The following is a 20,005-nucleotide window of genomic DNA, read 5'->3' as shown; positions in this document are numbered from 1 at the left end:
GCTCACAGTGGACGTGGGCGGGGGCAGCCGGCAATCGAGTGGCCACCGACAGCTCGGTGGACCGACCAACGCGGCCAGACCGTCAGGACCGGCCCCCCGCCCCTCGATCCCCTCCCCCGACGCCCGCGCCGAGCAGCGCGGCGAGCGCGGCGGTCCCCTCGAACAGCGCCCGGGACCGGGCGTCGACGTCGGCGTCCCGGGCGGCCAGCGCGGCGCGGACGTCGTCGTGCCGCCCCGCCTCGCGGAACCGCGGCACGAGCTCCCGGAGCGGGCCGATGCGGTACCCCGCCCGGCGGAGCTGGTGGACGATCCGGGCGTCCCGGACGTCGGCCGGCGAGTAGCGGCGCGCCTCGCCGGCTCCCCGTCTCGGGCTGACCAGCCCCTCGGCGTCCCAGTGCCGCAGGGTCGACGGGCGCACGCCGAGGGCCGCGGCGAGCTCGGCGACGCCCATCGCGTCCGAGGGCCGCACGTCCCGGATCGGCTCACCGGCGATCAGCTCCGCGGCCTCGCGGGCGAGGGCCAGGTCGCGCCGCTCGGCGTCGAGCCGGGCGTGGGCGGCGTCGAGGAGGCGGAGCAGCCCCGGCGGGTCCCGGTGGGCGGTGCGGAGGAGCTCCGTGGCGTGCACCGGCCCGACGGCGGCCGCGAGAGCGCGGTGGGCCTGCGCCGCGCGGACGTGCTCCTCGGCGAAGGTGCGGTACCCCGACGCGGTGCGCCCGGCCGGACGCAGCACGCCCGCGGCCTCGAGGTCGCGCACGTGCTGCACCGAGCACCCGGCCCGCCGGGCGACGTCGACCGTCCGCAGGCCCGACTGGAGACTCCGCACCGGTTCCTCCCCGTCTCCTCGGGCCCGACCCTCCACAGGGACCTGGATGCCACGCTCGAAGGCGTGGACATCGACGAGATCATCGGTCACGCCACCTCGCCGGGCGGCGTCCTGGTCCTGCGGCCGGGCCCGGGCGACGGCTCGCCGGAGGCGGCCTGGGGCGACGTCTTCCTCTACTGGGCGCCCGACGGCGTCGTGCCGCGGACCCAGCCGTTCGCGACGGTCGTGACCAAGGACGTACCCGGCGACCGGTCGTCGCGGCTGGACCGGCCCGGGACGTTCCGGGTGGACGTCGGCGTCGGGCGTGAGGAGTTCACCGCGCTGGTCGGCCGGGCGCCGCGGGAGCCGGCCGGCGACGACGAGCCCGCCCCGGACGCGACCGACACCGTGCCGGCGCACCCGGTCCACGGCGAGCTGGGCTGGGTCTGCGTGGTCGACCCGGGGCCGCGGACGGAGGCGACGGTGCGCGACCTGCTGACCCGGGCGCACGCCCGGGCCCGGGCGCGGACGGAGCGGCGGGCGCGGGCGTGAGGAACACCACGGCCCCGCTCCTGCGTGAGGAGCGGGGCCGTGGCGGTGTCTCAACCAAGACGTGCACCCGAAGGGATTCGAACCCCTAACCTTCTGATCCGTAGTCAGATGCTCTATCCGTTGAGCTACGGGTGCGTGCTGTGCAGTTGTCGTGCGCGGAGGCTCCGGGATTTGAACCCGGGATGGGGATTAACCCAAACCGCATTAGCAGTGCGGCGCCATAGACCGGACTAGGCGAAGCCTCCCGGGGTCCGAGTCCCCCCGGAACCACCGGAGAAGAGACTACCAGCGGCCTCCGCGACCCTCCCAGCCCGGGGGGGCCGGGCCGGGAGGGAGGGCTCAGACGGCCACCCGCTCCCGCGGGGACGACACCGCGCGACGCCCCGGCAGCAGGGTCACCAGCACCGCGACGGCGGCGCCGGCCACCGCCAGCACCAGGCTGCCGGTCACCCCGTGCGGGCCGTCGATCAGCGCCCCGCCGAGCGCCGCGCCGACCGCCGAGGCGCCGGTGGCCATCGTGGAGAGCCAGGTGAAGGCCTCCGTGGTGGCGTGTGCCGGGGCGAGGGCGCCGACCAGCGAGTTCTGCACGGTGAGCGTCGGCGCGATCGCCGTCCCGCCGAGGAACAGCAGCGCGCCGAGCACCCACGGGCTCGACGCCGCGGCCAGCGGCGCCAGGCCGATCGTGACGCCGAGCAGCAGCCACCGGTACTGGCGCGGCAGCGAGGCGCTCACCACGCGGGCACCGAACCACAGGCCGCCGGCCACCGAGCCCAGCGACCACAGCGCCAGCAGCAGGCCCGACATGCCGGGCGAGCCGGCGGCGTCGGCGAACGCCGGGATGGCCACCTCCAGCGCGCCGAAGCCGAGCATCAGCGCCGATCCGCTGACCAGCACCCGCGGCATGCCGGGGGCGAGCACGGTGGCGAAGGGGCTGGTGCGCTGGGTGGCCGGCACGGGCGTCCAGCCGCGCAGCGCCCTCGACGTCGCGATGCCCAGCGCGCCGGCCACCGCGAGCAGGCCGGCGACGCCGAGCGCCCAGGCCGGGCCGGTGAGGACGGCGAGCGTCGCGACCAGCGTGGGGCCCGCGACGAAGACCAGCTCGGTGGCGGTGGCGTCGAGGGCGAAGGCGGTGCCGCGCACCCGCGGGTCGACCCGCGACCACAGCGCCCGCACGGTGCCCGACACCAGCGGCGTCGCCGCACCGGCCGCCGCCGACGCGGCGACGACGACCGCGATCGGCGCGCCGCCGAGGACGACGGCCACCAGCACGGCGAGCAGGAGGGGGTAGGCGCCGGCCTGGCCGAGCAGGACCGGGCGCGGGGTGCGCCGGTCGGCGAGCCGGCCGAGCACCGGCGCCATGGCGGCCATCGCGAGGCCGTAGGTCGCCGACGCGAGGCCGGCGGCGGCGTAGGAACCGGTCTGCTGCTGCACCATGAGCAGCAGCGCCAGCGGGACCATCGCCGAGGGCAGCCGGCCGGCGAAGCCGGCGAGCAGCAGCACGGGGGCGGACGGCAGGCGCCAGACGGACAGGTACGCACGCACGACGGAACTCGCTTCGGAGATCGAGGAAGAGGAACAGTAGGGGGTCAAGAGTCGTTGACCACCTACGACGATAGCAGGGCGGTAGGGAGTCACATGGACTACGACACCTACGGGTCGAACGCCGTGGAGCTGGCCATCGACCTGGCCAACGCCGACCGCGCGGCGGATCCGGACTGGGCGGTGGCGTTCCTGCGCGCCCACGACGAGTGGTTCACCCCCGAGACGGCGCTGGAGCTCTCCCCCGCCGAGACCCGCCGCGCCGCCGCGACCTCCGACCTGGTCCGCGCGGTCGCCGTCGCGGGGACGCAGGACGACGTCATCGCCCGGCTCAACGAGCTGCTCGCCCTGGCCCGGCCGCACCCCTACGCCACCGACCACGACGGCGAGCTGCACCTGCACTACGCGCGCCCCGACGCCTCCGCCCTCGAGCAGCTGACGACGACGGTGGCGATGGGGCTGTCCCAGGTGGTGGCCCAGCACGGGTGGCAGCGGCTCGGCGTCTGCTCGGCCGAGGGCTGCGACGACGTCTACGTCGACACCTCGCGCAACGCAAGCCGCCGGTACTGCTCGAACACCTGCGCCAGCCGCTCGACCGTCGCCGCCTACCGGGCCCGCCGCAAGGCCTGAGGAGGGCTAGCGTCCCGCGGGTGACCCCGCTGCGGCTGCGCCACTGGGACGCCCGGCTGCACGCCGCCGTCGGCGCGCTGCCCGCGAGCCCGGCCGACCGCTGGCTGCGACGGCTGTCGCGGGCGGCCGACCACGGCAAGCTCTGGTTCGCGATCGCCCTGGTGCTCGGGCTGCGCCGCGGGGCGCCGCGGCGGGGCGCGGTGCGGGGCCTGGGCTCGTTAGCGGTCGCCAGCGGCGTGGTCAACGCCGTCCTCAAGCGGCTGTTCGGCCGGGTGCGGCCGGACCTGGCGAACCTGGCGGCCGACCGTCGGCTGCGGCGGGCGCCGCACACCCTCTCCTTCCCCAGCGGCCACTCGTCGTCGGCGGCCGCCTTCGCCACCGGCGTGGCGATGGAGGACCCGCTGGCCGGCGCCGCGCTGGCCCCGCTCGCGGTGGCGGTCGGGTACTCGCGGGTGCACGTGGGCGTGCACTACCCGGGTGACGTCGTCTCGGGGCTGGCCATCGGGGCCGGCGTGGCGCTGGCCGGCCGGCGGTGGTGGCCCGTGCGCCCGACCGAGCCGGCGCGCGTGCGGCCCGGGAGCAGCGCCCCCGCGCTGCCCGACGGCGAGGGCCTCGTCGTCGCCGTCAACCCGCGGTCGGGGCCGGAGGGCTACGACCCCGCCGAGGAGATCCGGCGCCTGCTGCCCCGCGCCGAGGTGCTGGCGGCGTCCGATGGGTGCGGCGTGGGCGACCTGCTCGAGGAGGCCGCCCGGTCGGGGCGGGCCACGGCGCTCGGCGTGGCCGGCGGGGACGGCAGCGTGGCGGCCGCCGCAGCGGTGGCGCTGGAGGCCGCGCTGCCGCTGGCCGTCCTCCCGGCGGGGACGCTCAACCACTTCGCCCGCGACCTCGGGGTCGAGACGCTCGAGCACGCCGCCGACGCGGTGACGGCCGGGCAGGCGGTGCGCGTGGACGTCGCCGACGTCAACGGGGTGCCGTTCCTCAACACCGCGAGCATCGGCGTCTACCCGGAGCTCGTGCGGCGCCGCGACGCGCTCGAGCGGCGGCTCGGCCGGTGGACCGCGACGGCGGTGGCGGCGGCGCAGGTGCTGCGCGCCGGGACGCCGGTGTCGATGGTGCTCGACGGGCGGCCGGTCGAGGTCTGGATCCTGTTCGTCGGCAACTGCCGCTACACCCCGCGCGGCCTGGCGCCGGCGTGGCGGCCGCGGCTGGAGGACGGCCTGCTCGACGTGCAGTACCTGCGCGCCGACGTCCCGTTCAGCCGCACCCGCGCGGTGCTCGGCGCCCTGCTCGGGATCAGTGACCGCAGCTCCGGCTACGCCACCTCCGCGACGCCGGAGCTGCACGTGCACCTGTGGTCGGGCCCGCAGCGCGTCGCCTACGACGGCGAGACGGGCGAGGCGGCGTCGTCGTTCGTGTTCGGCAAGCGCGCGCCGCTGACGGTGTACTGCAGCCGCACGGCCTGACCCCGCGCCCCGTCGCGGGCGTTCCTCGCGCCCTGCCGGCCCGGCGGCACCGGCGACGCACGGGGAACACCCCCACGCGGTCCGCTCACCGGCCGGGGCGAGCGGCCGACGTCCCGGACCGGACCACCGCCAGGACCGCCACCGCGGCGAGCGCCTCGCCGAGCTCCTCGACGAACGTCGCCGACGCCGCCCCGGCACCACCGGCGAGCAGCCCGGCCAGGTGGGTGAGCACGTCGAGGCCCAGGGCGGCGAGGGCGTAGCCCGCGAGCGCGGCCACCACCGGCACCGTCGCGGGGACGTCCCACGCCCGGCCCGCCACCGCGAGCAGCCACAGCGACGGCACGGCGACGGCGAGCCCGAGGAGCAGCGTCGTCAGCGGGGACGTCCCGGCCTCCGCGAGCGAGTGCGCGCTCGCCAGCTTCACGACCGCGAGCGCCAGCCCCGCGGCCGCGACCGCCGCCCACCACGGCCGGGCCCGGCCGGTGGCCGAGCGGCACGCGCGGCCCGCGAGTGCCGCCACGGCGACGAAGACGCCGGTGGTGAACAGGCGCGGGAGCCCGCCGACCGCGTCGAGGTCGAGCAGGTACCGCACCGACGGGACCGCACAGTGCCCGAGAACGCAGCTCAGCCGCACCGCGAAGGCGGTCCCGAAGAGGACGATCGCGGCCAGCCCGAGCAGGAGCACCCACCACGCGGGCCGCCACTGCGGACGGGCCGACGGGTGCACCGGCCGATCATCCCGCGCTGCGGGCGGCCCCTGCACTGACCGAGCGCGGAGAGGTGCTGATCACTAGGTTCCGATCAGGTGTCCCGAACCGCTGCCTGGGCAAGGGACACGCCTGAGGTCCCATCGACGGAAGAGGTCATCCATGTTGGTCCGCCGGATCGCCCGGCCCCTGCTCGCAGCGTCGTTCCTCTACGGCGGCGTCGACACCCTGCGCAACCCGCAGACCCGGGTGCCGGGGGCCCAGCCGGTGGTCGACACGATCACCAGGACGGCGGACCAGCAGCTGCCGGTCCAGGTGCCGCGCGACACCGAGCAGTGGGTGAAGATCGACGCCGGCATCAAGGTCGGCGCGGGCGCGCTGTTCGCGCTCGGCAAGCTGCCCCGCCTGAGCGCGCTCGCGCTGGCCGGGAGCATCGTCCCGACCACCTTCGCCGGCCACCGCTTCTGGGAGCACGAGGACCCGGAGGAGCGCTTCGGCCAGCTGTCGAACTTCCTCAAGAACGCCGGCCTGCTCGGCGGCCTGCTGATCGCCGCCGTCGACACCGAGGGCCGCCCGTCGGTCGGCTACCGGGCCCGCCGCGCGGCCAGGCGCGCCGCCGAGTCGACGGAGAAGAACTACGAGAAGGCGACCCGGCGCGCGGCCAAGGCCCAGAAGAAGGCCGCCAGGAAGGCGAGGAAGGCCAGCTGAGCACACCTCTCGGACCCGCGGCCGCGCTCCGGAGGATCGCCTTCCTCCTGGAGCGCGCCCGCGAGCCCACGCACCGGGTCGCCGCGTTCCGCACCGCGGCGGCCGTCGTCGACACGATCGGGCCCGAGGAGCTCGACCGGCGGATCCGCACGCGCACGCTCACCGACCTGCGCGGCATCGGCCCCAAGACCGGCGCCGCGATCGTGCAGGCGCACGCCGGCGAGGTGCCGGAGTACCTGGCCCGGCTCGAGGAGGCCCACTCCGAGCTCGTGCCGCTGGCCGACGACGTCGCCGAGTTCCGCGCCACCCTCCGCGGCGACCTGCACACGCACTCGGACTGGTCCGACGGCGGCAGCCCGATCCGCGAGATGGCCGAGGCGGCGATCGGGCTGGGCCACGAGTACATGGCGCTGACCGACCACTCCCCGCGGCTGACCGTCGCCAACGGGCTGACGGCGGAGCGGCTGGAGCGCCAGCTCGACGTCGTCGCCGAGCTCAACGCGGAGCTCGCGCCGTTCCGGATCCTCACCGGCATCGAGTGCGACATCAACGTCGACGGCAGCCTCGACCAGACCGACGAGCTGCTCGGCCGCCTCGACGTCGTGGTGGCCAGCGTCCACTCGGACCTGCGCGCCGAGTCCGCGGCCATGACCGAGCGGATGCTCGCCGCGGTCGCCAACCCGCACACCGACGTCCTCGGGCACTGCACCGGGCGGCTGCTGATCCCCCGCGAGCAGCGGGAGGGACGGCGGCAGCGGCCGCGGCCGGAGAGCGCCTTCGACGCCGAGGCCGTGTTCACCGCCTGCGCGCAGCACGACACCGCCGTCGAGATCAACTCCCGGCCCGAGCGGCTGGACCCGCCGCTGCGGCTGCTGTCCCTCGCCGTCGAGCTGGGCTGCCGGTTCGCCGTCGACACCGACGCGCACGCCCCCGGCCAGCTCGACTGGCAGGGCAACGGCTGCGAGCGCGCCGTCGAGACCGGCGTCGACCCCGACCGGGTGGTCAACACCTGGACCGCCGACGAGCTGCTGGAGTGGACCGCCGGCTGAGCGCGAGCCACGGACCCCGGTGACCGGTCGGGCGGCGGCGTGTGAGACCTCCCACCGGGCGCCCTGGTCCCGGGGTGCTCCAGCCCGATGCCGGAGACTGGGGTCATGGCGAACCGCTGGCGCGACCGCGTCCTCCTCGCACTCGTGGCTCCCCTGCTCGTCACCGGCTGCTCCTCCGCCACGCCCGACGACGCGACGCCCGAGGACGCGACGCCGGCCGAGCCCACCGCGCTGCAGGTGACGAGCACCACGGTCACCTTCGAGGACCCGTCGAGGCCGACCGTGGACGACCAGGGCAACCAGCTGGCGGCGAGCCGGACGCTGGAGACCACGATCTGGTACCCCGACGGCGGTGACGGCCCCTACCCGCTGGTCGTGTTCAGCCACGGCTACCTGGCCTCGCCCGAGGCCTACGAGGAGCTGCTGAGCCGCTGGGCCTCGGCCGGCATGGTCGTCGCGGCGCCGCGGTTCCCGCTGAGCGCGGAGGGGACCGAGGAGATCCGCGCCGACGTGCTGCAGCAGCCCGCGGACGTGTCCTTCGTCCTCGACCGGGTCCTCGAGCTCGGCCGGACGCAGGGCAGCGACGTGGAGGGCGTCATCGACGAGGAGCGGCTCGCCGCGGCCGGGCACTCCCTCGGCGCCCTGACGACGGCCCTGCTGCGCAGTGAGGGGGACCTCGACGACCGCTTCGACGCCGCGCTCGTCCTCGCCGGCGGCGAGCTGACCTACCTCGTCCCGGAGCTCGGGCAGCAGCTGACCCGGCCGTTCGCCGAGGCCGGCACCCCCGTCCTGTTCGTCCACGGCGGCAACGACGACGCGATCCCGCTGGAGCAGGGCGCGGAGCTCTACGGCCGGGCCCCGGAGCCGAAGGCCTTCATCGAGGTCCCCGACGCCGACCACAGCCGTGCCTACGACGACGACAGCTCCCCGACCTGGCCGGTGATCGCCGAGGCCACGACCGACTACCTCGAGTGGGCGCTCGACGCCGACCCGGAGGCGCTGACGCAGATGCGGTCGGCCGTCGAGGAGTCCGGGACCGCCGAGATCGTCGACGACCGACTCGGCTGATCCCGCCGGGGCCGGGACACCCGCCCGGGTGGGGTCGTCCACCCGGGTGGGTGGACGGCTCCGGCGATCGGCTACCGTGGGTCCTCGACCGTCAGCGGTGTTCACCCGATGACGTGACGCACCCATCACTCTGTGGACACGGCGACGACTCTCCGTCAGCATGGGAGTGCGACGCCGGCCAGGTGGCACGGGGGACCAGCACACCGATGTGCCGTCACGCGTCCCGGGTTCCCCTGCGCCGACTGACCGGCCAGCGAGGACACCACTCAGCAGCAGCACCACGGGTAGCGATGACCCGTCGGGCGACTTGGTCGCCATCCACCCGACGGCGAGCAGAGGCGAAACCGGACCCGACTCCGCAACGAGAGGACCGGCATGCGCCCACACGAGGGCACCGCACTGCACCACCACCCCGGCACCGCGCCCCGGATCAGCGTGGTCATCCCGACGTACAACGAGGCCAAGAACCTCCCGCACGTCTTCGCCCTGCTCCCGGAGGACCTGCACGAGGTCATCGTGGTGGACGGGCGCAGCGTCGACGACACCGTCGAGGTGGCCCGCAGGCTCCGTCCCGACGTCGTGGTGGTCCGCCAGAACCGGCGGGGGAAGGGCAACGCCCTGGCGTGCGGCTTCCGGGCGGTGACCGGCGACATCGTGGTCATGCTGGACGCCGACGGCTCGGCCGACCCGCGGGAGATCCCGGCCTACGTCGCGGCGCTCACGTCCGGTGCCGACTTCGCCAAGGGCACGCGCTTCGCCCCGGGCGGCGGCAGTGCCGACATCACGAAGCTGCGGGCCTGGGGCAACCGCTGGCTCAACCGGATCGTCAACGTGCTCTACGGCACCTCCTACAGCGACCTCTGCTACGGGTACAACGCCTTCTGGACGCACTGCCTGCCGGTGCTCGCCCTCGACGCCTCCGACGGCGAGCGCGACCACAAGGCCTGGGGTGACGGGTTCGAGATCGAGACGATCATCAACACGCGCGTGGCGAAGGCCCGGCTGACCATCGCCGAGGTCCCCAGCTTCGAGTTCCCCCGCCTGCACGGACAGAGCAACCTCAACACCTGGCGGGACGGCCTGCGGGTCCTGCGCGCCCTGCTCGTCGAGCGGGTCAACGGCACGCGGGGACCGGTCACCCGGCCGGCGTCGGTCACGTCCGCGACGACGGCTCCGTCCCCGCTCGGCACCGGGCACCAGCCGTCGGCCGGGGACTGGGCGGCGCTGCGGCCGCGCGCCGGCGTGGTCGGCGTCGAGGAGGTGGCATGACCACCGTCGCCGTGGTCGTGCCCTGCTTCAGCGAGGCCCGCTGGACCGACATCCTGCGCGCGGTGGACTCCGCGGCAGCGCAGACCGTCCCGGTCGAGCTGATCGTGGTCGTCGACCACAACGACACCCTCCTGCACCGGCTGCGCCGCGAGATCGGTGACCGGGCGCGCGTCGTGGCCAACCAGTACTCCCGGGGTGCGTCCGGCGGGCGGAACACCGGGGCGATGGTCAGCACGGCCGAGCTCATCGCCTTCCTCGACGACGACGAGGTGGCCGAGCCGACCTGGATCGAGGAGCTGCTGCGGGCCCACCGGGCGGCCCCCTTCGCCACCGGGGTCGGCGGAGCGATCGAGGCCCGCTGGCCGGATGGTGCGCCGCGGTGGTTCCCCGAGGAGTTCTCCTGGGTCGTCGGCGGCTCGATCCCCCGGCGCGGGGGCACCGACGTCCGCAACGTCTGGGGCGCCAACCTGCTGGTCCGCCGGACCGCGCTCCTGGCGGTCGGGGGCTTCAGCAACGACTTCGGCAAGGTCGGTGACGCCTCCCAGCCCGAGGACACCGAGCTGTGCCTCCGCCTCAACGCGCACAACGGCCCGGGCTCCCGCTGGCGGTTCACCCCCTCCGCGGTCGTGTGGCACGAGGTGCCGCCGGAGCGCCGGACGTTCCGCTTCTTCCTCCGCCGCAGCCACCTGGAGGGCGCCGGCAAGCGGCACATGGCGGCGCTCCCGACCGCCGGCGAGCACGTCCTGGCCGAGGAGGCCGCCTACGTGCGCTCGGTGCTGCTGGCCGGCGTGGGCCGCAACCTCGCCGCGGCGCTGCGGGGGGACGTCGTCGGCGGACTCGGCCGGGCTGCCGCCATCGTGGCCGGGGTCGCGGCGGCAGGGCTCGGGTACCTCACCGCACGGCCGGGCTCCTCCCGGCCGGCCGCCCCCGTGGCCGTCGTCGACGACCTGGGCCGCGGGACCCCGGACGAGGGCAGGGCCACGCCGGCGCGCCGTCCCCGGGCCGGAGGCGCACGGTGAGCGCCCTCGCCGTGGCCGGGGACCTCCTGCGCCCGTCGGTGCGGTGGCGGATGCCCGTGCTGATGTACCACTCGACCCCGGCGACACCGCCGGCCGCACCGAACGAGCACGCCGTCCCCGTCGGTGAGCTCGCCGAGCAGCTCGGCGCACTCGCCGCGGAGGGATGGCGCCTCCTCGGCCTCACCGAGGCGCTCGCGGCCCGCGCCGCCGACCCCGACGCCCGGGTCGTGGGCGTGACCTTCGACGACGGCCTGCTCGACTTCACGAACGCGGTCGAGGTGCTGGTCTCGCTGGGCGCCCGCGCCACCATGTACGTCCCCACCGGCGACGTCGGACTCCGGTTGCCGCCCGGCGACCCGCACGGGTCACGGCTGAGCTGGTCGGAGCTGGCCGACGCCGCGGACGCCGGCGTCGAGATCGGCAGCCACTCGGTCAACCACCGGACGCTCGACACGCTCTCCTCCCGCGACCTGCGCACCGAGGTGGTCGACAGCCGGCGGGCCCTCGAGGACGCCCTCGGCCGGCCGGTGGTCTCCTTCTGCTACCCCCACGGCTACTCGAGCCGCCGGGTCGCGCGCGCGGTCGCCGAGGCGGGTTACTCGAACGGATGCATCGTCGGGCGGAGGATCGCCACGTCCGCGGATGATCCGTACCGTGTTCCCCGCCTGCACGTCCGGCCGGGGGACACCGGCGACGCCTTCCGGGCGCTCGTCGGGAAGGGCGAGCCCGGGCTCGCGCCGCACCTCAAGCGTGTCGCCGCGCCGGCCTGGCGCACCGCTCGCCGCGCCGCCAAGCACGTGCTGGGCCGCGAGCTGACATGAGCTCCACCGGGGGAACGGACGGATCGAACTGAGATGGCGCTGGTCGACGACACCGCCCCGGCGGTCGACACCGCCGCGGCACACGTCCTGGACGTCGAGCTCTCGGACCCGGTGGGTCCGCTGCAGCGCACGGCTCCGGACGGGACGACCGCGGACGAGGCGTGGCTGCTGCTGCGCCTGGACGGCGAGCCCGTGGGGTGGGAGGTCGTGCCGCTCCCCGATCAGGGGATGCGGGCCGACGAGCTCCAGCGGCTCCTGGACAGCCGGTGGGGCGACGTTGTGCGCCGCCGTCGCGCCGCGGGTCCCGGCTTCGCCGAGGTGCACGCCCGCCACCTCGCCGTCGCTCCCCGCGCCAGCGTCGTCCTGTGCACCCGGGAGCGGCCGGAGGCGCTGGCCGGCTGCCTCGAGAGCCTGACCGCGCAGGACCACCCCGACTTCGCGGTCTGGGTGGTCGACAACGCGCCGGTCACCACCGCCACCGCGGACGTGGTCGCGGGCTTCGCCGGCCGCCTGGACATCCGGTACGTCGTCGAGCCGCGGCCCGGCCTGTCCCGGGCACGCAACCGGGCCCTGCAGGAGCCGCTGGAGGGTGAGGTCGTCGCCTGGATCGACGACGACGAGGTCGCCGACCCCATGTGGCTGTCGGAGCTGACCCGTGCCCTGACCGAGCGGCCGCAGGCCGCCGCCGTGTCCGGGCTGGTCGTCCCCGCCGAGCTGGCGACCCGTGCGCAGGTCTGGTTCGAGCAGTTCGGCGGGCACAGCAAGGGACGCGGGTTCACGCCGGCCGACTTCGGGCCGGGCAGCGGGGACCGCCAGAGCCCCCTGTACCCCCTGCCCCCGTTCGGGGTCGGCGCCAACATGGCGTTCCGCACGTCGGCCCTGCGGGCCGTCGGCGGTTTCGACGCCGCGCTCGGCGCCGGCACCCTGACGCACGGCGCCGAGGACACGCGGGTCTTCACCGACCTGCTGCGCTCGGGCCTCCCGACCCTCTACCGCCCCAGCGCGGTCACCCGGCACTTCCACCGCCGCGACGTGGCCGGGCTCCGCCGGCAGATGGAGGGCTACGGCACGGGCCTCACCGCCTTCTACACCTCCCTGGTCGTCGACTCGCCGCCCGTCCTCCTCCGGCTGGCCGCGCTGGCCGGCAGGGCGGTGCGGGACATGACCAGCTCCGACAGCCTGCGCGTCTCCGGTCTCGCGGCGGACTTCCCCGCCGAACTGCTGTCGGCGAACCGGGCCGGGATGCTCCGCGGACCCGGCGCCTACATCCGGCAGCGGCGGCTGGACCGGCGGCTGGACCGGGAGGCCGGCGCCGTCCCCGCGGCGTCGCCCGCCGGGGACGGCGGGTGGCGGCCGACCAAGGTCGTCCACTGGGACCTCGACGGGACCGACGGTCCCGTCCTGGCCGACGAGGACGTCGCCCGCTACGGGGCGGTGCACGTCGTCGCCCGGCGCGGGGCCCGGCCGGTGGGGCTGTTCACCCTCCCCCTCCCCGAGGCGCTCGACCGCGACGCCCGCGACGCCGCGGTGCAGCGGCTGGTGGAGCCCGCGCCGGAGGACGCCCCGGTCGCGGCCGGGGGTGCGCTGCCGAGCGTCTCCGTGGTGATCCCGACGATGCTCGAGCGGCCCGCCGGGCTCTCCCGCTGCCTGCGGGCCCTGCTGGACCAGGAGCTCCCGCCGGTCGAGGTGCTGGTCGTCGACAACCGCCCCGGCACACCCGACGGCGACGCCGCCGCGGCCGTGCCGGAGCTCGGCGACCCGCGGGTGCGCCTGCTCCGCCAGCCCGTCCCCGGGATCTCGGCGGCACGCAACCGCGGCGTCGACGAGGCCGTGGGGGAGGTCGTCGCCTTCACCGACGACGACGTCGAGGCCGATCGCCACTGGGTCCGGGCCCTGGCGGAGCGGTTCGCGACGGAGCCGGCCCTCGACGGGCTGGGCGGCCTGGTCGTCCCCAGCGAGCTGGAGACCCCGGCGCAGGAGCTGTTCGAGCAGCACAGCGGTGGGGCGGCGAAGGTGCTCGTCGCCGAGACCCTCCGCCTCGAGCGCCCGCGCGCCCGGTCCTGGCACCCGGCGCGCTACCGGGTCCTGGTGCAGCGACGCGTGGACGGCGCCCTCCGGACCGTCCGCACGCACTCGCTCTACCAGCTGGGCACCTTCATGGGCGCGAACATGGCCTTCCGGACCGCGGCCCTGCGTGCCCAGGGGCCGTTCGACCAGGCCCTCGGCACCGGGACCCCCAGCCGCGGCGGCGAGGACGTCGACATGGTCGTCCGGATGCTGGCGTCCGGCCGCGCGCTCGGGTACGAGCCCTCGGCGATCACCAGCCACGCGCACCGCCGCACCGACGCGGAGCTCGCCCGCCAGATGGCCGGCTACGGAACGGGGTTCACCGCGCTGCTGACGGCCGTCGTCGCGCGCGACCCCCGCCACCTGGTGGGGCTGGCACACGCAGCGCTCACCGTGGCACGGAGCCGGCTCCGCCCCCGGGACCCCGGCGTGACCACCCTGCTCGAGGGCCTCCCGGCGGAGCTCCGCCGGCTGCGCCTCCGGGGCATGGTGTCCGGGCCGCGCGCCTACCTCGCAGCCCGCGCGAAGGAGACCTCGTGACCGCCACCGCGGCCCCGCGCAAGCGCCGGGCCATGGAGCTCAACGCCGTGGCGCTGATGGCCTCCACGGTCCTCACCGGTGTCCTGGGCATCGTGTTCTGGATCGTGGCCGCCCGCCTGCTGCCGGCCTCGGCGGTCGGTCAGGCGTCGTCGGCCCTGTCCGCCATCACCTTCCTGGCGGGGCTGGCCCAGCTCAACATCGTCAGCGTGCTGCTGCGCTTCGTCCCGCAGGCCGGCCGCGCGACCGGGGGCTTCATCGCGCGGGCCTACGGCCTGGCGCTGGGCATGGGCCTGGTGGTCACCCTCGGCTTCGTCGCACTGGGTTTCGGCAGCGCCATCCTCGGCGACGAGTGGTTCGTCCCGCTGGTCTTCGTGGGCGCGACGCTGTGCTACGCCCTGTTCCTGGTCCAGGACGGCGCGCTCACCTCCCTCGGCGGAGCCGTGTGGGTGCCCCTGGAGAACCTGGTGGCCGGGCTGCTCCGCGTGGCCCTCCTGTTCCCGCTGGTGCTCCTGTCCAGCCGCTGGGGTGCGCTCGCCGCGCTGGTGGTGCCCACCCTGCTGGCCGTCCTGGTGGTCAACACCTTCGTGTTCCGCCGGCTGGTCCCCCGGCACGTGGTGACGTCCACCGGGTCGGCCGACGTCGGCTGGAGCTCCATCAAGGGGTTCGTGGCCGGGGACTACGCGGCCAGCGCGCTGGCCAGCTGCGTCGCGCTGCTCCCGCCCGTGCTCGTCTCCGCGGAGCTCGGCAGCGAGGCGGCCGCCTACTTCTACGTCCCGTGGTACGTCAGCGTCTCCTTCGGCACGCTGGTGTGGAGCATCGCCATGGCCTTCGTGGTCGAGTACGCCAACGACGCGGCCGCCTTCCGTCGGCTGATCAAGCGGTCGATGCGCCTCACCGCGCTGGTGAGCGTCGCGGCGACGACGGTCTCCGTGGCCGCCGCGCCCCTGCTGCTCGCCCTCCTCGGCTCCCAGTACGCCGACCAGGGGACCACGCTGCTGCGCATCATCGCCCTGTCCTTCCCCTTCAGCGCCGGGTTCGTGATCTTCACCGCCCTGAGCGTGGCGCGCAAGCGGCTGCGGCCGCTGGTGACGGCCCTCGCGGTCAAGGCGGTGGTGTTCCTCGCGGTCACCGCCGTGGGCCTCACCGACTTCGGCCTCGAGGGGCTCGCGCTGGTGTACCTGGCCGCCGAGGTCGTCACGGCGCTCGCCGTCCTGCCGATCGGGCGGCGGCTGTACCGGGAGCTCGTGGCGAGCGCGGGCCGGCCGCGGCAGGCGGAGACCGAGGTGCCCGCCCGGCCCGAGGCCGCGTCGTGACCACGGCGCTGCCCGCCGGCCGGGGGACGCCGCGCCGGTCCGACCTCCGGCTGCTGGTGGAGTCGCTGCGCCTCGACGCGCGCGTCTTCCGGCGCAACCTCTGGTTCAACCGGGTGGCGGCCTCCTTCGCCGTCCCCAAGGTGCTGCGCCGCACGCTCTACCGGCTCGGCGGCATGGCGGTCGACTCCTTCGTGGTGAGCCCCGCCTGCCGCTTCGAGGGGGATCCGCGCAACGTCCGGATCGGGGCGCGGAGCTACCTGAACCTGCAGTGCTACATCGAGGCCGTCGCGCCGGTCGAGATCGGCGTCGACTGCGCCGTCGGCATGCAGACGATGATCATCACCTCGGACCACCGCGGTCCGGGCGGGACGTGGCGGTCGCAGGCCAGTGGCCTGCCCGTGGTGATCGGGGACCGCGTGTGGCTGGGCGCCCGCGTCACCGTCCTGCCCGGCGTGACGATCGGCGACGACGTGGTCGTGGCGGCGGGAGCGGTCGTGGCGGCCGACTGCCTGCCCCGTGGCGTCTACGCCGGTGTCCCCGCCCGTCGTGTCCGCGAGGTCGGACCCAGCAGGATCGGCGCAGGAGAGGCGACCACATGAGTTCCACCAGTGCACCGACGGGAGTGCCGGACGTGTCCCTCCGGACCGACGAGCGCACCGGCGCCCGGACCCGGACGCTCGTCGCCTGGGCCGGCATCGGCACGTCCGTGGCCTCGGCCCTGGCGGTCGCCGTGGACGCCCCGCAGGCGGTCCGCCTCGTGACCGTGCTCGCCTTCGTCTGCGCGGGTCCCGGCGCGGCCGTCCTGGCCCACGTGCCGACCTCCCGGCAGTCGACGTCGTGGGCGCTGACCGACGTGGTCTCGCTGGCGGTCTGGGGCATCGCCTCCGCGGTCACGGCCTGGCTCGACGTCTGGTCACCGACCACCCTCCTGCTGGTCCTCGCCGCCGGCACCGTCGCGTCCTGCGCGGTCGCGCTGCTCCGGGTGCGGGGGGCCGGCCGATGACCCGCGCCTTCGCCGACGCCGGGACGCCCGACGCCCTCCCCGGCGTCCCCGACGAGAGCGGCCCCCACCGGGACCGGCCGTCGCTCCTCCGCCGGGCACTGGCGCCCCTGGTGGTCCTCGCCGGCCTGGCCGCGTGGGCGGTGAGCCTCACGCAGGTCGACACCGCGACGCGCTCCGACTACGGCCTGCTGGCCCTGGTCGGTCCGCTGTTCCACGTCGGCCTGGCGCTGGTGTGCGCCGGGTTCGTCGTGGAGCTCTTCGACCAGCGGCGCACCTGGGTGCTGGTCGCCGGGGTGGTCGGTCTCGTGGCGGTCGTCGACGCGACGGTGCCGATCCTCTACACCAACCCCGAGTACGCCTGGACGTACAAGCACCTCGGCGTCGTCGAGTGGTTCCGCGAGGGCAACGGCGTCACCGACCCCCGTGACATCTACCAGCAGTGGCCGGCCCTCTTCACGGCGGTGGCCGCCCTCGGCGAGCTCACCGGCGTCAGCACGCTGACCCTGGCGACCTGGGCCCCGTTCGCCTCCAGCCTGCTGGTGTGCCTGCCCGTCTTCGCCATCGCCCGGACCCTGTCCGAGGACCGCCGGGTGGCGTTCCTGACGGTCTTCCTCTTCCACGCGGGACTGTGGGTGGGTACCGCCTACCTGTCGCCGCAGGCGTACGCCTTCCACCTGAGCCTGGGCTGCGTGCTGGTGGTGCTCACCTGGCTGCGCCGGACCCCGACGGAGTGGCGCCGCGGGCCGTCGCGGCTGCGGCGGCTCAAGGCCTGGTCGGTGCGGGGTGCGGAGCCGGTGCCACCGGTGTCGCGGAGGAGCCGGTGGGTCGCCCTGGCCCTCCTGTACGGGCTCTTCACCGCCGTCACCATCGCCCACCAGCTGTCGCCGTACATGCTGGTCGTGGCCTTCGTGCTCCTCACGGTGCTGGGGACGGTCCGGCCCCGCTGGACGGTGCTCGGGTGTCTGCTCATCGCCGTCGCCTACCTGCTCCCGCGCTTCGACTTCATCAACAGCGCCTACGGCCTGCTCGACAGCCTGCGGTTCTGGGAGAACGCCGGCGGCGTCGTGACGACGACGACCGGGAGCGCCGGCCAGGTGTTCACGAGCACCGTCGCCTCCGCGCTCGCGCTCGGCGTCTGGCTCGCCGGCGCCGTCGCCGTGCTGGCGTCCTGGCGCAGGCCCGGCCGGGTGCTCGTGCCCGCCGCCCTGGCGTTCGCGCCGTTCCTCATCCTGCTCGGGCAGAGCTACGGCGGCGAGGCCATCTACCGCGTCTACCTGTTCTCCCTGCCCTTCACCGCCTTCCTGATCGCCCAGGCGGTGGTGCGCATCCGGTGGAGGCGCGTCGTCGCCCCGGCGCTGGCCGTCGTCCTGGTCGCCGTCTCGCTGGCCAGCATCCAGGGGCTGCACGGCACCCTGGCCTGGTCGACCTTCTCGGAGGACGAGGTGGAGGCCATGGAGTGGATCTACGACAACGGCGAACCGGGCCGCACGCTGGTCATCGCGGCCCAGAACGCGCCCGGGCGCCTCACGGCCGACTACAACGCCTTCGGGGTGCCGTCCTCCGGCGGCGACCCGGACCTGGTCACGTTCGCCGGCCTGGGCGGGGAGCTGCTCGACGAGGGCGGGCTGCCCGCGGTCGAGGAGTTCATGGCGACCCAGGGCGAGCGGCCGTACCTGGTCGTCACCCGCAGCATGATCGAGTACGCCGAGTACTACGGCCTGGTGACCGACGGTTCCTTCCAGCGGCTCGAGGAGGCCGTCACGGGCGCGCCGGGGTGGACCACCGTCTACGAGAACGACGACGCGTTGATCGTCCGCTTCGACGGCGTCCAGCCGTGAGCGACGCCGTCCCCGGCGGGGGGTTCCTCCGCTGGGCGACGCAGGACTGGAAGGCCAACGCCGGCTACCCGGACTCGCAGCTGCTGCTCGTGGCGTTCCGCACCGCGCAGTGGGCGGTGCGGCGGTGGGGCCTCCCCGGGAGGGCCCTGGCCTTCGGCTACTCGCTGTTCACCTCGCTGTTCGTGGGCGTCGAGCTCCCGCCCGGACTCGAGGTGGGACCCCGGCTGCGCGTCTTCCACCCGCACGGCATCGTGCTCAACCCCGGTGTGCGCCTGGGCGCCGACTGCGTGCTCCGGCAGCACGTCACGATCGGGAACGTGGTCCGGCGGGACGGCTCGGAGAAGGGCGTCGCCAGCGCCGGGGACGACGTGGAGTTCGGGGCCGGGTGCGTCGTCGTCGGCGCCGTGCACGTCGGCTCGCACGCGCGGGTCGGCGCGCTGTCCCTGGTCCTGCGGGACGTCCCCGAGTGGGGCGTCGTCCTCGGCGTCCCCGCCGAGCTGGTCCGCGTGGACGACCCGGGCTACCGGCGGCCCGAGGCCGCGTCGGAGGTCTGAGGACCGTCGCGCAGCCGGGACCGCGCCCGCCGGCGGCCCCGGTCGGCCGGCCTCGCCGCCGCGCGGGTCACCCCGCGGGGAGGGTGACGGTGGTCAGCACCCCCCGGTGGTCGGAACCGGGGACGGTCACCGTGCGCAGGTCCCGTGCACCGGCGCCGCGCACCAGGACGTGGTCGATGCCGATGACCGGGGGGATCGCCGCGCCGGCCGGGAAGGTCGCCGTCCACCGGGCACCGAGCTGCTCTGCCGCGTCCCGGTACCCGTCCTGCAGCAACCCGCGGAACTGGGCGTTGCCCCACGTCGCGTTGAAGTCGCCGCCGACGAGGACGGCGGAGTCGTGCTCGTCGGCCTCCTGGCCGAGCCGCTGCAGCAGGGCAGGGAGCTTGGCCAGGTCGCGGACCCAGTCGTCGGCCGCCTGCGGCCACGGGCCGGCTGCGTGGACCCCGAGCACGGTGGGGCCGGGCTGTCCGTCGGCCAGGCCGACCCGGGCCGACACCGCGGGGAAGGTCAGCTCGTCGTGGCGTGTCTCGTCGGTCAGCGGGGAACGGCTCCACAGCCCGATCCCGTCCGCGCCGGGGGCGGCCAGGACGACGCTGTGCGGCAGGAGCTCGTCGAGGCCCGCCGCCTCGAGCTGCCGGCGCAGCGACGGGGTCAGCTCCTGGAGGGACACGACGTCCGCGCCGGAGCGCTCCACGAGGGCCACCAGGCCCTCCGCGTCGGCCTCGCCCAGCCTCACGTTCGCCGTCAGCAGCGTCAGCGGCTGCCCGCCGGGCGCCTCCACCGGGTCGCCCGCGTACGTGGGGGCGACGGCGGCGACGGCGGCGACGGTCAGTGCGGCGGCCAGGCCGGCTCCGATCCACCGCCGGCCGGCGACCAGCAGCGCGGCGGACACGGGGGCGAGGGCCAGGAGGTGGGTGGAGAAGGCGCTCAACGCGACCAGGAGACTGCTGCCGGAGAGGTGGTGGTGCGCGGCGAGGCCGATGCCCGCCGACAGCCCGGCGAGGGCACCGGCCAGGCCCGCGACGCGACGGGCGCGCCGACGCCCGCAGGGACGCCTGGCCGC

General features: G+C 75.6%; 19 protein-coding genes and 2 tRNA genes. 15 read left to right on the top strand and 6 right to left on the bottom strand.

Annotated features, from left to right (window positions below; genetic code table 11):
* Positions 1 to 82: 82 nt before the first annotated feature.
* Positions 83 to 823 carry a MerR family transcriptional regulator gene (locus tag ACI8AK_RS04245; RefSeq protein WP_456955194.1) on the bottom strand — a complete coding sequence of 247 codons (741 nt, stop codon included), beginning with the start codon at positions 821 to 823 and terminating at the stop codon, positions 83 to 85.
* A 63-nt stretch (positions 824 to 886) separates the two neighbouring features.
* Here ACI8AK_RS04245 and ACI8AK_RS04240 point away from each other — a divergent pair, with 63 nt between their 5' ends.
* Entirely contained in the window at positions 887 to 1,354 is a 468-nt protein-coding gene (locus ACI8AK_RS04240) for a DUF6194 family protein (RefSeq protein WP_456955193.1), read from the top strand.
* A 62-nt stretch (positions 1,355 to 1,416) separates the two neighbouring features.
* Here the strand turns inward: ACI8AK_RS04240 and ACI8AK_RS04235 are convergent.
* The 3 genes from ACI8AK_RS04235 to ACI8AK_RS04225 form a co-directional block, all read right to left on the bottom strand.
* A tRNA-Arg gene (locus ACI8AK_RS04235) sits at positions 1,417 to 1,489 on the bottom strand.
* A 21-nt stretch (positions 1,490 to 1,510) separates the two neighbouring features.
* Positions 1,511 to 1,599: transfer RNA gene (locus ACI8AK_RS04230), tRNA-Ser, on the bottom strand.
* A gap of 94 nt (positions 1,600 to 1,693) precedes the next feature.
* Positions 1,694 to 2,896: an MFS transporter gene (locus tag ACI8AK_RS04225; protein WP_456955192.1), complete on the bottom strand. Its 1,203-nt coding sequence runs from the start codon at positions 2,894 to 2,896 to the stop codon at positions 1,694 to 1,696.
* 93 nt (positions 2,897 to 2,989) lie between these two features.
* Between ACI8AK_RS04225 and ACI8AK_RS04220 the strand changes: the two genes are divergently transcribed.
* Entirely contained in the window at positions 2,990 to 3,523 is a 534-nt protein-coding gene (locus ACI8AK_RS04220; protein WP_387988461.1) for a CGNR zinc finger domain-containing protein, read from the top strand.
* Between the two features lie 20 nt (positions 3,524 to 3,543).
* Entirely contained in the window at positions 3,544 to 4,986 is a 1,443-nt protein-coding gene (locus tag ACI8AK_RS04215; RefSeq protein ID WP_456955191.1) for a phosphatase PAP2 family protein, read from the top strand.
* An 85-nt stretch (positions 4,987 to 5,071) separates the two neighbouring features.
* Here ACI8AK_RS04215 and ACI8AK_RS04210 read toward each other — a convergent pair whose 3' ends face one another.
* Positions 5,072 to 5,713 carry a hypothetical protein gene (locus ACI8AK_RS04210; RefSeq protein WP_387988463.1) on the bottom strand — a complete coding sequence of 214 codons (642 nt, stop codon included), beginning with the start codon at positions 5,711 to 5,713 and terminating at the stop codon, positions 5,072 to 5,074.
* A 142-nt stretch (positions 5,714 to 5,855) separates the two neighbouring features.
* Here ACI8AK_RS04210 and ACI8AK_RS04205 point away from each other — a divergent pair, with 142 nt between their 5' ends.
* The 12 genes from ACI8AK_RS04205 to ACI8AK_RS04150 all read left to right on the top strand — a co-directional run bounded on the left by ACI8AK_RS04205 (position 5,856) and on the right by ACI8AK_RS04150 (position 18,942).
* Positions 5,856 to 6,401 (top strand): DoxX family protein, encoded by a 546-nt coding sequence (locus tag ACI8AK_RS04205; RefSeq protein ID WP_456901616.1) that lies wholly within the window; start codon positions 5,856 to 5,858, stop codon positions 6,399 to 6,401.
* Positions 6,398 to 7,450 (top strand): PHP domain-containing protein, encoded by a 1,053-nt coding sequence (locus ACI8AK_RS04200; RefSeq protein WP_387988563.1) that lies wholly within the window; start codon positions 6,398 to 6,400, stop codon positions 7,448 to 7,450. Before ACI8AK_RS04205 ends, ACI8AK_RS04200 begins: the two co-directional genes overlap by 4 nt.
* Positions 7,451 to 7,555: 105 nt before the next feature.
* Complete coding sequence (locus tag ACI8AK_RS04195; protein ID WP_387988465.1) at positions 7,556 to 8,518, top strand: alpha/beta hydrolase family protein; 963 nt, start codon at positions 7,556 to 7,558, stop codon at positions 8,516 to 8,518.
* Positions 8,519 to 8,893: 375 nt separating this feature from the next.
* Positions 8,894 to 9,787, top strand: a complete 894-nt coding sequence (locus ACI8AK_RS04190) for a glycosyltransferase family 2 protein (RefSeq protein WP_387988466.1) — start codon at positions 8,894 to 8,896, stop codon at positions 9,785 to 9,787.
* The gene (locus tag ACI8AK_RS04185; RefSeq protein WP_456955190.1) at positions 9,784 to 10,806 is read left to right on the top strand and encodes a glycosyltransferase family 2 protein; all 1,023 of its coding nucleotides are present in this window, start codon (positions 9,784 to 9,786) and stop codon (positions 10,804 to 10,806) included. The genes ACI8AK_RS04190 and ACI8AK_RS04185 overlap by 4 nt, the downstream gene beginning before the upstream one ends.
* Positions 10,803 to 11,627, top strand: a complete 825-nt coding sequence (locus ACI8AK_RS04180) for a polysaccharide deacetylase family protein (protein ID WP_456955189.1) — start codon at positions 10,803 to 10,805, stop codon at positions 11,625 to 11,627. Before ACI8AK_RS04185 ends, ACI8AK_RS04180 begins: the two co-directional genes overlap by 4 nt.
* Before the next feature lie 33 nt (positions 11,628 to 11,660).
* The gene (locus ACI8AK_RS04175; protein WP_456955188.1) at positions 11,661 to 14,234 is read left to right on the top strand and encodes a glycosyltransferase family 2 protein; all 2,574 of its coding nucleotides are present in this window, start codon (positions 11,661 to 11,663) and stop codon (positions 14,232 to 14,234) included.
* Entirely contained in the window at positions 14,231 to 15,547 is a 1,317-nt protein-coding gene (locus ACI8AK_RS04170) for a lipopolysaccharide biosynthesis protein (protein ID WP_456955187.1), read from the top strand. Before ACI8AK_RS04175 ends, ACI8AK_RS04170 begins: the two co-directional genes overlap by 4 nt.
* Positions 15,544 to 16,146 carry an acyltransferase gene (locus ACI8AK_RS04165; RefSeq protein WP_387988471.1) on the top strand — a complete coding sequence of 201 codons (603 nt, stop codon included), beginning with the start codon at positions 15,544 to 15,546 and terminating at the stop codon, positions 16,144 to 16,146. Before ACI8AK_RS04170 ends, ACI8AK_RS04165 begins: the two co-directional genes overlap by 4 nt.
* Positions 16,147 to 16,178: 32 nt before the next feature.
* Positions 16,179 to 16,550 (top strand): hypothetical protein, encoded by a 372-nt coding sequence (locus ACI8AK_RS04160; protein WP_387988472.1) that lies wholly within the window; start codon positions 16,179 to 16,181, stop codon positions 16,548 to 16,550.
* Positions 16,547 to 18,388, top strand: a complete 1,842-nt coding sequence (locus ACI8AK_RS04155) for a hypothetical protein (protein WP_456955186.1) — start codon at positions 16,547 to 16,549, stop codon at positions 18,386 to 18,388. The genes ACI8AK_RS04160 and ACI8AK_RS04155 overlap by 4 nt, the downstream gene beginning before the upstream one ends.
* Positions 18,385 to 18,942, top strand: coding sequence for a serine acetyltransferase (locus ACI8AK_RS04150; RefSeq protein WP_387988474.1), 558 nt, complete (start codon positions 18,385 to 18,387; stop codon positions 18,940 to 18,942). Before ACI8AK_RS04155 ends, ACI8AK_RS04150 begins: the two co-directional genes overlap by 4 nt.
* A gap of 67 nt (positions 18,943 to 19,009) precedes the next feature.
* On the opposite strand, the gene ACI8AK_RS04145 is transcribed toward ACI8AK_RS04150, so the two are convergent.
* Positions 19,010 to 19,873 carry an endonuclease/exonuclease/phosphatase family protein gene (locus ACI8AK_RS04145; protein WP_387988475.1) on the bottom strand — a complete coding sequence of 288 codons (864 nt, stop codon included), beginning with the start codon at positions 19,871 to 19,873 and terminating at the stop codon, positions 19,010 to 19,012.
* Positions 19,874 to 20,005: the final 132 nt, after the last annotated feature.

This window comes from Geodermatophilus sp. SYSU D00867, assembly GCF_054050315.1.
Note: the sequence above shows the minus strand (reverse complement) of the source record. Positions and strands in the feature narration are given on the sequence as shown.

What these genes read in the sequence shown, in the direction of transcription:
- ACI8AK_RS04190 (WP_387988466.1), top strand. Translation starts at nt 8,894, where the DNA reads ATGCGCCCACACGAGGGCACCGCACTGCACCACCACCCCGGCACCGCG.
- ACI8AK_RS04185 (WP_456955190.1), top strand. Translation starts at nt 9,784, where the DNA reads ATGACCACCGTCGCCGTGGTCGTGCCCTGCTTCAGCGAGGCCCGCTGG.
- ACI8AK_RS04220 (WP_387988461.1), top strand. Translation starts at nt 2,990, where the DNA reads ATGGACTACGACACCTACGGGTCGAACGCCGTGGAGCTGGCCATCGAC.
- ACI8AK_RS04155 (WP_456955186.1), top strand. Translation starts at nt 16,547, where the DNA reads ATGACCCGCGCCTTCGCCGACGCCGGGACGCCCGACGCCCTCCCCGGC.
- ACI8AK_RS04205 (WP_456901616.1), top strand. Translation starts at nt 5,856, where the DNA reads ATGTTGGTCCGCCGGATCGCCCGGCCCCTGCTCGCAGCGTCGTTCCTC.
- ACI8AK_RS04195 (WP_387988465.1), top strand. Translation starts at nt 7,556, where the DNA reads ATGGCGAACCGCTGGCGCGACCGCGTCCTCCTCGCACTCGTGGCTCCC.
- ACI8AK_RS04175 (WP_456955188.1), top strand. Translation starts at nt 11,661, where the DNA reads ATGGCGCTGGTCGACGACACCGCCCCGGCGGTCGACACCGCCGCGGCA.